Consider the following 12,324-nt stretch of genomic DNA (forward strand, 5'->3'; position numbering starts at 1 on the left):
CTTGATTGAGCGTTATACCCTGCCGGAGATGGGCAGCATCTGGACGGAAGAAGCAAAATTTCAATCCTGGCTGGATGTGGAAATAGCTGCCTGCGAATCTCAAGCCCAGCTGGGAATGGTGCCAGCGGAGGCATTGGCAGAAATTAAAAAGAATGCGGCTTTCAAACAAGAGCGAATTCTTGAAATAGAAGCTGAAGTGCGCCACGACGTAATCGCTTTCCTAACCAATGTGAACGAAAACGTGGGGGATGCCGGAAGGTATATCCACGTGGGCATGACCAGCTCCGATGTGCTTGATACCGGCCTTGCCTTGCAACTCAAAGCCTCGGTGGCACTGCTGCGCCAGGAACTAAACAAGCTCGCCGATGCAATTCGCCAGCAAGCGCGCGCCCATAAAAACACCGTGATGATCGGCCGCTCCCATGCAATTCACGGCGAACCGATCACCTTTGGCTTCAAGCTGGCCGGCTGGCTGGCGGAAACCGAACGCAACCAGGAGCGGCTCGAAAGGCTGGAGCAGGTGGTGGCCGTAGGCCAGATCAGTGGTGCCATGGGCACCTACGCCAACACCAATCCTGAGGTGGAGGCAATTGCCTGCGCCCTTTTAGGCCTCACCCCAGATATCGCTAGCACCCAGGTGATCGGCCGCGACCGCCACGCTGAATATGTGCAAACCCTTGCCCTAGTGGGCACCTCCCTGGAACGGTTCTCTACAGAAATCCGCAACCTGCAACGCAGCGATGTGTTGGAGGTAGAGGAGGAATTTGCCAAGGGGCAAAAGGGCAGTTCGGCAATGCCCCATAAACGCAATCCAATTCGCAGCGAACGGATTAGTGGTTTAGCCAGGGTGCTGCGCAGCTACACAGTGGCAGCTCTCGAGAACGTGGCCCTTTGGCATGAACGTGACATCAGCCACAGTTCAGTGGAGCGGATGATGCTGCCAGATGTGAGCGTTACGCTCCATTTCATCCTGCGGGAGACAACAAAAGTTATTGCTGGCCTACAGGTGTATCCAGCCAATATGAACCGTAATCTTAATATTTATGGGGGCGTAGTTTTTAGCCAACGGGTGCTGCTGGCCCTAGTAGAAAAAGGCATAAATCGAGAAGAAGCTTACAGATTGGTTCAGGGCCATGCCCACAGGGCTTGGAATGTGGAGGGGGGCGATTTCCGCGCCAATCTCGAGGCTGATCCGGCGATCAGCAGTTGCTTAAATACCAGCCAATTAGCAGAATGTTTCAGCACAGAATTACATCAAGCCCAGCTGGATACGATCTATAAACGACTCGATATCTAAGCATTATGCATCCAGCAATCCTGGCCGCAGTGCAGGCGCAGTCGTGCGAGCCGTGCCCGCAAAACAGCGTCAGCGCGACTAATCTCAGGTTCGCTAGTCACGAATAATGCCCGAAATTACCCTGCTCCCAACGTTGGAAACGATTGCCGACAGTTGGCAAGTCCTCGCAGGTGAGCATCCGCGCGTTCCCACCTCCCAACTCCTAACCCAAGCCTGCGCCGCCGCCGGGTTCCCACTCAATGGCCGCGAAGTTGAGGCGGTTTGTGTGGCCTACCGAATCCCGCCCGATGCGAACCGCGACCGGCGCCTGTTATTGCTCACGGTGCTTCTGGGCGACCAGCGCCTGCGCCTTGAGGCCGCCTTCCACCTCCTCGATCCCGACCAACGGGGAACGGTCGAGCCTGCCCAGGTGCAGCGATTGGTCCAACTCTTTGAACTGCCCGAAGCGGAAGCCAAGGAGCTGGTGGTGGAACTGAACCGGGATGGCTCCGGGGAAATCACCCTGGCCGATATCCTCGCCTTTTTGCCCCAGAATTTTTCGGCCCACCCCAAGGCCTATCACGCGGCCCATCTGGGGGGGCGGCCCGGGGCCCATGGGGCCGGAACCGCAGCCCCGATGCCGGCGAATGGCCAACCCACCCCCACCGCCAGCCCGGCTCCAGCCAGCCCCAAGGGAGCCAGCAAGGGAGGCACCTCCCCTCTGCAGATGCGTATCGGGTTGTTCCGTTTACTCCAGGGGGCGGCCTATCGCAGTTTTAGGGAGAACTATTCCGCCAATTCCGAAACCCATCTACGCGCCTACGACCTGCCTTACACGATCCCCAATTTCGCTGGTTTTGTGAATGCGGCGCTGGATCTTTATCAATCCCTAGGCATTGTTGAAGAAGGGGCTGAGGAGCCCATAGAGGATCTGCGCAGCTCCGTGAATGCCATGGTGGCCCAACTGGAAAGCCGCATGGCCAACTGGGCCACCCTCGAGCCAACCGCCGAGATGGCCGCGGCTGAGCAGGTGATTGAGGCCGAGCTCGATGGGCTTGAACACCACCACCAGGTGTTCGCTGCAGCCATGGAACTAGTGCTCAGTGGCGGACTCCAGGGCCACCGCGTTGCTGAGATCGGCCTGGAGGATCTGCAACTGCACGAACTCAACCGCCTGCGGCACCAGGAAGATTTCCGCGAACTCTCCCTCCATCGCCATGCCGTCTCCCCAAGCGACCAGGTAGAGGGAAGCTCGATCACGCCCTACCTGGAGCGCTGGCATCGCGTCATCGTCGACGACTCCGATACCCGCTATGCCGGCGCGATCCTGCCGACGCGCTACTGGTATGAAGACTTCATGCCGAAGCTGCTCAAGGCCACCTCGGTGATGACGCGCTCGGAATTGGCGGCAATTGATGCTGAAACGGATGCGGATCTGGATGGCTGGTTTGAGCGGCGAAACAAAGCCGGCGAGTTCGATACCTTTGCTACGGCCCTAAAGGCCCATTTCCTTAGCTCTCCGTTACCCGTGAAGCAGGAACTCAAGCAAGCCTGGGAATTGAGCTATCACTACATTAATGGTGTCCAAAAAAGGCGGGAGCGCGAGGAGTTTGGGCGCGAGAGCGGTTATCTCTCCGAATACGTTGCCTTCATTGATGTGTTCTTAGGGCGCGATGACATCGAGCGATCGGAGATGCGTCTGAGCTTTCCCTATTACCTCGGACCCGCCACTTGGCGGTTCATGCATACCAGCGCCGAGTTGATTCATGCCATCTCCCCAGGGGAGCGTCAAAACGAGGCTTTGGCTTGCTTTAAGCGCTTTTTCCTGGCCCTGGCCACGATGTATCCCTGCCCCTATTGCCGGTTCCACTTGAATCGCTACGTGGTCAAAAATCGGGAGGTAACCATGTATCCGATCGAATACCTCCTCCTGGGCCCGAAAACCCCCACCGAACACATAGAGGTGACGATCGATTCCAAGCTGGCCTCGATTACCGATAGCACTGGACTGCGACTGTTCCTCTGGAAACTACACAACACGGTGTCCTCTTCGATTGCCCGCAGCGAGCCCTGGTTCCACCAGGAAAGTGATGCCCACTACACCACCCGCTACTGGCCCGGCCTCGATTCGGAACTGGCCCGGGCCCGGGCCCTGGAGGAGCCGAGCCTGCCCCTGGAGCGGATCGAACGCATTTATGCGGTGATCAAAAAGGCCAGCCACCTCTCGATCCTGCGCGATGAGCTCCAGCAGGCCCTGCGCCGGGGCGACAAGGAGGAGTTGCAGCGGGTGTGGGAGCGGGCGGAGGCCTCGGTCGACAGCGTCGAACAGGCCCTGCTAGCTTCCCAGTTTCTCTCAACCACTTACCACTACGACCCCAGCCTGGTGTTGGAGCCTCCCCACTTCAGCGCTGAGGAAGAGGCCCTGGCCCGCAGTGGCTACTACGTGGAGGCCTGAGGGAAGGGGCTAACTGCTCGATATGTTCGAAGTGCTTCTGGTCTTCGGACCGCTGCTGCAGGGGTTTTTAATGTACGCAAAACTAATGCTAACTGTTAATTATTCAAGGCACCAATCTTCTAGTATGAAACAAATAAAAATGGTATCTAATTGATCTCAAAAAGCAATACATCTGCCCCTTGATCGCCAGCCTCTGCCTGTGGAAGATCATCAGGATAGCTAAAACCTATGCCATCCCCTTTCTTAAATAACCAAGGAATTTGCAGAGTGCCATCAATCATCTGCATCCAAAACTTTTTCCCACCATCGATGTGTGTTGGCCAATCAATTTTTTGCTGAGAAACAAGCTTGATTCGCCAAAGCCTAACATTTTGATTTATAGCCATTGTGTCGTTATTCTTATTGGGATCTAAAATACATGTCCATCCGCCGGAATAATCAAATAATTTTTGCTCATAACTTGGTGGTGTTCCTTTTGTCTCTGGCACTATCCAAATCTGCAGGAAACGACAAGAAGAATCAGATGCATTCTGCTCGCTATGGACCAAACCTCTTCCTGCACTCATTCTCTGCACTTCACCTGGGCGCAGCTGTTCGGTATTGCCCATGGAATCACTGTGCTGGAGCTCACCCTCAACCATGATGGTTATGATCTCCATATCTCGATGAGGATGCATGCCAAAGCCTCTTCTAGGGGAGACCGTATCGTCATTAATCACTAGCAGGGGACCGAAACCGACCCACTTTGGATCAAAGTGATTCCCAAAAGAAAACGAATGCCAACTGTCAAGCCAATCAAGTTGAGTGTGAAATCTTTCTAAGGCTGGACGAATGAGTGGCATTATATTAGCCAAGAAATGAGATAATGATGGGCGGAAGTTGATATACTATCCGCCCTGGTGTAAAATATCAATATAATAGATTTAGTAACAAGTAGGCGACGAGAAGCCTGAACAAACGCGTTCTAAATATCTTTTAAGATTTCGTTGAGAGCACCAAAGCAACCGGCGGCCTTATTAAAGCCACCGTATACACACATGAACAATAAAACTTCTTCGATTTCTTCTCGAGTTACCCCTTGCTTTAGTGCCATGTTTACATGTGCACCAAAAGGAGTTCCAGGTCCATACTCGCTTTGGTTGGCAACATCAACAGCAATAACTATCAAGGTTTTGGTTTTTTGATCAATCAGAGGGAGGCCCCAAACTTCTCCTGCAACACGGGTACATAGATCTCCAAACTTAGGGTTTATTGAGCTGAGTCCGTCTTGGAGAGCTTTATCGTCAAGAACAGCGTTTTGGAAAGCCATTGGATGTTTTTTTGAGAAGGGTTTTGTTTTAAAGAAATTTTAGACAACCAAAGTAATTGGGTTATCTAGGTTTTGAATCCCATAGCTATTGGTGAATCGCCATGGGATAATGGGCTGAAGCCATGGTTAGCGGACGCCTTTTCCGCAAATTAAATCAAGAACATATTCTTGAGTTTGGTTAATAGCTCCAGTATCTGTTATTAAGTACGCAGTTCGTGACCCCCGCTGGCCTGCCGTAGTCATTTTACCGTCATAAACAAAACAGTACGGATCTTTTTCAGGGTAGGCATTTAGCTGACTTACAACCTTGTTGATGCCACTTGTAGCGTCGCTGAATTCGGTTGAAGCGAAAAAATATTCCATTTCTAAATTATTGCGGAAGGCAATTTCGAATGCAGCTTGATAGAGCAATGACTCGGGCAATGAGTGCGAAACCCCTGCTGCATCCGGCCTTGATAAGTCAGGCTTCTCAAACAGATGAGTTCGCAATTTTAGTATATGCGAGCTCTTGGAAACATTAGGGGCAAAAATTTCAGTTAGATAGCTTCTAAATTCCTCGGTGGTAGTGCCAACTTTTTGACGGACTTGAACGTGCATACGCACTAATCCTGTATTGCCATTGGGAGCTGGACACTCAATTCGATCGAGCCATGTTTTCGAATTTCCAGGAGAGGTAACATACCCAAGCCCTATTCTAAATATATTATGTTCATCAGCCATCAAAATACCTGCTGCTTCAAACCATATTGCCCTGTCTTCAACAGTACGGAAGGTGAGTTCAGCAATGCCATCGAATTGCTCTTCCTCACTACTTGACATGCCAACCCCATCAATACTTGGAAATTTACCACCAAGGTTGTGGGCAACATGATACTGCCAATATTGATATTGTCCCGGAATTCTTGCACAAACAGGTCCATGCACATCACGCCAATAATCGTCAAAAAGGTCTTGATGCAATCCGCTTCGTTTCCAAAGAGGAACGTAAAAAGTAACTAATGCATTTTCGTCACGCTGAGATAGATCTTGAATAGACATAAATTTTGGGGAGGTTAAAGGGTGGGGAAAGATTTGCTTGAGAACTATTTTCTAGGCCTTTTCAATCTCCTGGATAAAGATATCAATCAATTCATCTGTAAAAGCAGGATGCTTGGCTGAAATAAGGTCGCCATCGATCACGCTACCAATGGTACCTTCGTCGCCATATTGAACATCAGCACCGGCATTTTCAAGATCGCAGATAATATTGTGAGCACAGGTAACTTTTTTGCCTTTGATTAACAATGGATCTGCACAGAAAAGCCAAAGTGAATGGCAGATAGTACCAACCTTAACCCCAGTGGTGGCACAAATTCGACGCAGCAGCTCTACAGCTGGGGCATCGTTTGGCTTTCCTTTCTCAGGCTTTACTGTGTAGCGAAGACGATCAGTGGCATAGGCACCAATTAACAAAAATCCTTTATATAGTGCGGGATCGACATTGGCAACATCCATGCTAACGTCAAGGTGCTCTTCAACCCAGCCATTATCAGGATTGGATCCAAATTGAAGTGAAGAATTGTTCCACAGATTTGAAATATACTCAACGTTATAACCAGCGGCGGGAAGACGCTTATTGAAGAGCCGATACTCGGTCATGTCAAAATGATCTTCAATCAGCACACCTATCGTTCCCTTAGGCTCGCCAAAAGCTTTTAACTTCATTAGAAAATCAAAACGGAACATAACCAATTTAGCATGTGTCAAGCACCATACTTCTTTTCTTATTATTTTTTAATGTTTGCACCTTGTCATGCTCAGCAACAAAACTCCGCACGTGCTGGGCTCAACGCCAACTAGACCCGCTAAAGAACTCAGGAGGGGAAGTGCCATGCGGCACTCGAAAAGGCTTGCCGGCCCAATGCATTCCGTTGTGCCCAACGTTGCGGAGTAGCTAGATAATCAATACTTGTTGCGTGGAATCATCCATATTTGGTGATACCTACTTAGACAGTGATCTCTATTTTAGCAGGGCTGGCTGGTCGCGGATCTGAAAATAAGCCAAGGAAGCCTGAGGACGTGCCGATGCTGCTTCGAGCAAGTGCTTCAGTGGGGTCTATTTCATGCTAGAAAGGCATTGAAGATTCATTCGATTTGTATTACTTATGTCAAAAATCCATAATGACATGCTTACTGTGGATCCTGATTTCAAGGCTTTGAGTAAGGCGCAAAGAGAACATGCGCTGCAAGGTCTTTACTATCTTAGTAACCAAGCAGGCAGTGAAAATCGACCTTCGGGCCGCACCCAGATCGAACTTATTCATGCGATTGGCTCCTGTCTCCTTGGCGTTAAGCCTGAGTCAATAAGTTTAAATTCTGAATTCAGCATTCAAGCTCTAGGGTCTCAGTTTCTAGATGAGCCCGCTGCGATTAAGCATCGTTTGTTGCAACTTTTTCTTTTAGCGGAGTTAGTTCTAGATCCCCTGCCAGAAGCAGTGGCTTCGGCGGTAGAACAGATTGCTGAATCACTTGCAATACAAGATGAGTTTTTGAGCGTTGGGAGAGATATGAGCCGGGGCGCTTACTCAATTGTGGCCAGCGATCTTCATCGTAAGGGATATCTGGGCGATCCTAAGAACCTTGAAAAAGGTGGAAAAATGATGCGGGTGCATAAGCATCTTTTGGATTGCTTTGAAGGTGATGAAGAGGATCTTGAGCTATTGACCCAATGGTTGAACTTGGAGCAGTGTGCTGCTGGCACTTTGGGTCGTACGATTTGGGAGTATTACCAAGGCAGGGGCTTCGTCTTTACAGGTCAAGAGGGAAGTGTCAATCCAAGCATTGCCCAGCATGACTGGCTCCATGTTTTGGCGGATTATGCAACAACGATTGAAGGTGAGTTGGAAGTTTTTACCTTTATTGGCTCGGCAATCCCGGATCCAAGCGGGTTTGCTTTCATTGTTGCAATTGTGTCCCTATTTGAAACAGGTCGCCTGGATCAATGGGGAGGTGGAGTACTAAATGCAGACAAGGGCCATTTAGACTTGCCCGGTATGCCTATTCGCCTTGCCGATGCAATTATTCGCGGCCGTAAATGCAACCGAGATGTGATGTATGAAATTGATTATTTTTCAATGAAGGATTTGCCGCTCGGGCAGGTAAAGGAGCTTTTGGGCATACCACCCAAATCACCAGAAGCGATCCAGGCGGGTTCGGTTGGTTTTATGGCACCCCAAGGCATTACCAGCTATCAAAGGGAGCATGGTAACCACAATTACCAGCCGCCATTGGAATAAAATGTATTGTATTGCTTTCTTGCAATTGAGTTTTTGGCTTGCCTGCGAAAAAATACACCTAATTCGTATTACACTCATAAAGAAACTCTCCTAAAAAATGTGCCGCAAGTAAAATATCGGTTAGCTCAGCCTTAAAGACTTTCATGCGCCCTTTGGGGCCACACTTGACCCATGTAGCCACTTTATAAAACTAACGGAGCTCATACCTTGGCAAGAGAACGAGGACACTCAAGCCTCTCAGTTCAACCCAAGGTTGCCTTTGATCCATCAATGATGGTTACCTTCAGGAAGCGATTCACGGACGATAATTTTAGTTAGAATAATGATGCATCACCAGATCCCATGTGAGCCGCATCTGTGCCTACATCTACATCCAGGTGCAGGCCTTGCAGCTAAAATGGAGGCAAACGCAACTTCATGCGTTAATCAAGCCAAACATGCCCTAAGGGTGTAAATCTGATTGAATCCATTAAAAAAATTCAACTAGGAACTTTTTATGGCAAGCACACTGAACAGCAATAGCAACAACGGGATAGAAGAAGAGCTCGACTTTCGCAAGGAAGTTATCTATTTCATCATTGTTGATCGATTTCTAGACGGTTGCCCCGTCCCTGATAAAGGCAGCAAAGACGAATTATTTGACCCTAGCCGCACCCACTGGGGTAAGTATTGGGGAGGAGACCTCAAAGGCATCATCGAAAAAGCGGATTACCTGAAATCCCTTGGTGTAACAGCCCTATGGATCTCGCCACTCTTTGAGCAAGTTGATGCCCTCAGGGGCGAGTACACGGCCATGCATGGTTATTGGACGAAGGATTTTAAACGCATCAACCCACGGTTCCTCCCAAATGGGGAATCTAATTCTCTTAAAGAATCGGTCACCCTCAAGCAACTGGTTGACACCCTCCATGCCAAGGGGCTCAAGGTCATTCTTGACATTGTCTGCAACCACAGTTCACCCGATATCAGCGGCCAGAAAGGAGTGGTTACTGATGACGGTGAACCCCTCGCTGACTTCAACAATGATCACAACAATTTCTATTACCATTTCCCGGAAATAACCGACTGGGATGACGAATTTCAGCTTATCCATGGCGAGATGGCTGGCCTTGCCACCTTTAACGAAAAAAATATTACCTATCGCAACTACATCAAAAGTGCTATGAAGAATTGGTTAGAGGCGGGCTTCGATGCTTTTCGAGTAGACACCCTAAAGCACATGCCCCTGTGGTTCTGGCAAGAATTCGTTACCGATATCAAGAAACATACGCCTTCCACCTTCCTCTTTGGTGAATACGGCTTCGGCAAACCTTGGGATGAACGCGCAGTCGCCTATGCCAACCAATCAGGCATGTCGATTCTTGATTTCGGCCTTTGTGATGGTATTCGCTTCGCCTTCTCCGGTAGCCAACCTGGCGGCTTCCATAATGTTCAAAAGGTGCTCGACTACGACAACGTTTATCACCGCGCCAATGAGCTTGTCACCTTCATAGACAACCATGATATGCCTCGTTTCCTCTCAATCAGCGATGGCTACAACCTGGAACTGGCTACCAGTCTACTAATGACCCTCAGGGGTATTCCATGCATCTTCTACGGAACAGAACAATACCTTGTCAATAACACCAACGAAGGTCAAGACCCTTACAACAGACCCATGATGGAGAGCTGGGACCTCTCCAAGAAAATGGTGACGATAATCCAGACCCTCAGCGGCCTGCGCCGGGCCAATCCAGCGATCCCCTACGGCTCCCATTCCACCAAATATCTCAGCGATGATATTTATGCATTTACCCGCAAATATCGGGATTCCCGCTGTTTCACCCTGATCAACCAAGGTTCCGAAAGCACAATCAGCATAGATAACACTGAGTTACCCGATGGTAGCCATCAATGCATGCTCAGTGGCGCACACATTGATGTGGTGGATGGTCGCATCAATAATCTGCAGCTGACCTTCAAAGCAGCGATTGTGATCAGTGTGGTCGGAGCCCCTGTGGTGGGGAATACGGTAGTTGCATTTCAGGTTAATGGCTACGCCACTAAACCAGGCGAAGCGATTGCCGTTATAGGTGATGCCCCAGAACTGGGCTCATGGGATTTTAATCGCGCCTATGTACTGGAGTATGTGAACGCAAATACCTGGTTTGGCGAAGTGCCATTTGAGATTGCTGAAGGCGGCCGGAGCCTGCGCTACAAGTTCATGGTGCTCAAAGCAAATAGCCAGGGACTTCGCCATGGCGAAGATCTCGAACCGGAACTACAGCCGATTACTGAGGCGCTAACCAGTCGCCACTGCCTACTACCCGAAAGCGGCCGCCTCAAGGTGGAATGCCTCTGGAACTCCCTGGAGATTGCTGTCTAAAACATTGGCCTGGGGAGAGTGGGTTGCATCGTTTGCCCCATTAAATCAAATTTCTAGTAACGCCAACACGCCATTAAGTAATCCTAAGCTAGTTCAACTAGATTGCAGGCAATGCATATTCGCTCAGCCTGGGCAGTGAAATCAATCGTTTCATGCGGAAAAAAGGATGGAAACATCACGAGCTTCCCAGGCACTGGCTTTATCTTAATTTCATCGACCTGTTGATCAGCGCGCCGTTTTGAAAAGTAAAGGCAGCCAATACCAAGTTCGCTTTGCTTGATTTCCTTCGGAATCTGAATATAAAATACGGCGCTAATACTCGCTTCTGGGTGAGTATGCCTGAGCTGACGGCCACCACTATGCAAAGAAACAGCCCAACCACTAACTATGTACTCCTTCGTGGGATCAAGTTGAATTGGGCTTGGCAATAGGCTGCCATAATTAACCATAATATCTTTAATAATAGCGAATAATTTATTAATTGCCGCACTCGAATTAAACAGCAGCTCATGAGTTTGCGCTCCCCCCAATGTCGGCTTATTGGCTCGATTATATATTAATGTCGGATTAGCCTTAATTTCTTGAGACAGTTCTTGGAGTACTTCATCATTCATAGAAATGACCTGAAATTCTTTCACAAGCTTGGCAGGTTGATAAATAACAGTACCCCCATGTGCCACTTGCTGCGCTTCTGAAAGGTCGTATATCAGGCTACGACTAATATTATCAATAGAAATACATTCAAGCAGTTTGCCAGCTTCATCTTCGACTAATTGAGGCGAAGTGTCTTCTGATAACATGTACAGATACTGGCATACTGCATGATTCTTTTGGCCTTGTCTGAGATCTGATTGATACACTAAAGATTTATATATTGCGATAGCTTCTGAACGCCTACTGAGCTTTGCAAGCACATCCGCCTTTTCAATTCTCGCCTCGAAAGCGGTGGGTAATATTGACAAGCACTGATTGTAAAATTCGAGCGCCTCTTCTAGGCCTCGATGAGTTTGTAAAAATTTCGCCAAGTTATAGTTAGTGACAAATTGGTGAGGCTCAATCTGTTCTGCTAGGCGATAACCGGCCTCAGCCTGATCTAAATTGCCCAATTCAAGTGCAACAATGGCGAGGTTAGTGAATACCTCTGCGCTAGGACCTGCATTCAATTGAAATTCTGTTAAAAGCTGTTGCGCTTCACTGAGCTGGCCGGCCCTAACCATGGCCGAACTTAATCCAAGAACAACTTGCTTTTGATTTGGATATTTAGAATTAAGAAGGCCATAGAGCTTCAAACTAAGTATAATTCTTTGCTTTTTCAAGGCCACCTCTGCGCCAATCAACAAGGGCATTGGTGGAAGGCTTATGACTAAGGAATCAAGAGAGTTTTCTAGAATATTTATGATTTGCTGATCCTTTTCTTGTTCTGCAAGAGCCTTTAGAAGATTTGCAAGAGAGTTACGTTCTTCCACTGACCCGTTTTCGGACAAAGAAAGAGCCTCCCGGAAACAGTTTTCTGCTTCCGAAAGGCTACCCTTAGACGCGAAATCAATCCCTTTAAGTAAAGATAAAACAGCAGACAATTTAGTAAAAATCAGCTTGTAATATCATACCGTTTTTTGGATGATCTCAGGCGATTTCAAACTCTTC

General features: G+C 48.8%; 9 protein-coding genes. 4 read left to right on the forward strand and 5 right to left on the reverse strand.

Annotated elements, in window-relative coordinates; translation table 11 throughout:
- Position 1: 1 nt before the first annotated feature.
- Together purB and KB557_RS05275 are read left to right on the forward strand one after the other, a co-directional pair.
- Positions 2–1,297, forward strand: a complete 1,296-nt coding sequence (gene purB, locus KB557_RS05270; RefSeq protein WP_255131985.1) for an adenylosuccinate lyase — start codon at positions 2–4, stop codon at positions 1,295–1,297.
- Positions 1,298–1,403: 106 nt separating this feature from the next.
- Positions 1,404–3,731, forward strand: coding sequence for an ERV1/ALR-related protein (locus KB557_RS05275; RefSeq protein ID WP_255131987.1), 2,328 nt, complete (start codon positions 1,404–1,406; stop codon positions 3,729–3,731).
- A gap of 146 nt (positions 3,732–3,877) precedes the next feature.
- Here KB557_RS05275 and KB557_RS05280 read toward each other — a convergent pair whose 3' ends face one another.
- From KB557_RS05280 to KB557_RS05295, 4 genes are all read right to left on the reverse strand, one after another.
- Positions 3,878–4,573, reverse strand: a complete 696-nt coding sequence (locus tag KB557_RS05280; RefSeq protein WP_255131989.1) for a pirin-like bicupin family protein — start codon at positions 4,571–4,573, stop codon at positions 3,878–3,880.
- A 122-nt stretch (positions 4,574–4,695) separates the two neighbouring features.
- Positions 4,696–5,040, reverse strand: a complete 345-nt coding sequence (locus KB557_RS05285) for a carboxymuconolactone decarboxylase family protein (protein WP_255131991.1) — start codon at positions 5,038–5,040, stop codon at positions 4,696–4,698.
- A 126-nt stretch (positions 5,041–5,166) separates the two neighbouring features.
- Entirely contained in the window at positions 5,167–6,078 is a 912-nt protein-coding gene (locus KB557_RS05290; RefSeq protein WP_255131994.1) for an EthD domain-containing protein, read from the reverse strand.
- Between the two features lie 51 nt (positions 6,079–6,129).
- The gene (locus KB557_RS05295; protein WP_255131997.1) at positions 6,130–6,765 is read right to left on the reverse strand and encodes a DJ-1/PfpI family protein; all 636 of its coding nucleotides are present in this window, start codon (positions 6,763–6,765) and stop codon (positions 6,130–6,132) included.
- A gap of 449 nt (positions 6,766–7,214) precedes the next feature.
- Here KB557_RS05295 and KB557_RS05300 point away from each other — a divergent pair, with 449 nt between their 5' ends.
- Positions 7,215–8,315, forward strand: a complete 1,101-nt coding sequence (locus KB557_RS05300) for a hypothetical protein (RefSeq protein ID WP_255131999.1) — start codon at positions 7,215–7,217, stop codon at positions 8,313–8,315.
- Between the two features lie 496 nt (positions 8,316–8,811).
- Positions 8,812–10,680: an alpha-amylase family glycosyl hydrolase gene (locus KB557_RS05305; protein WP_255132002.1), complete on the forward strand. Its 1,869-nt coding sequence runs from the start codon at positions 8,812–8,814 to the stop codon at positions 10,678–10,680.
- Positions 10,681–10,763: 83 nt separating this feature from the next.
- On the opposite strand, the gene KB557_RS05310 is transcribed toward KB557_RS05305, so the two are convergent.
- Complete coding sequence (locus KB557_RS05310) at positions 10,764–12,257, reverse strand: putative 2OG-Fe(II) oxygenase (protein WP_255132004.1); 1,494 nt, start codon at positions 12,255–12,257, stop codon at positions 10,764–10,766.
- Between the last annotated feature and the right edge of the window lie 67 nt (positions 12,258–12,324).

It is taken from the genome of Synechococcus sp. Cruz CV12-2-Slac-r (assembly GCF_024346075.1).
Lineage (GTDB): Bacteria > Cyanobacteriota > Cyanobacteriia > PCC-6307 > Cyanobiaceae > Synechococcus_D.

What these genes read in the sequence shown, in the direction of transcription:
- KB557_RS05275 (WP_255131987.1), top strand. Translation starts at nt 1,404, where the DNA reads ATGCCCGAAATTACCCTGCTCCCAACGTTGGAAACGATTGCCGACAGT.
- KB557_RS05280 (WP_255131989.1), bottom strand. Translation starts at nt 4,573, where the DNA reads ATGCCACTCATTCGTCCAGCCTTAGAAAGATTTCACACTCAACTTGAT.
- KB557_RS05285 (WP_255131991.1), bottom strand. Translation starts at nt 5,040, where the DNA reads ATGGCTTTCCAAAACGCTGTTCTTGACGATAAAGCTCTCCAAGACGGA.
- KB557_RS05290 (WP_255131994.1), bottom strand. Translation starts at nt 6,078, where the DNA reads ATGTCTATTCAAGATCTATCTCAGCGTGACGAAAATGCATTAGTTACT.
- KB557_RS05295 (WP_255131997.1), bottom strand. Translation starts at nt 6,765, where the DNA reads ATGTTCCGTTTTGATTTTCTAATGAAGTTAAAAGCTTTTGGCGAGCCT.
- KB557_RS05305 (WP_255132002.1), top strand. Translation starts at nt 8,812, where the DNA reads ATGGCAAGCACACTGAACAGCAATAGCAACAACGGGATAGAAGAAGAG.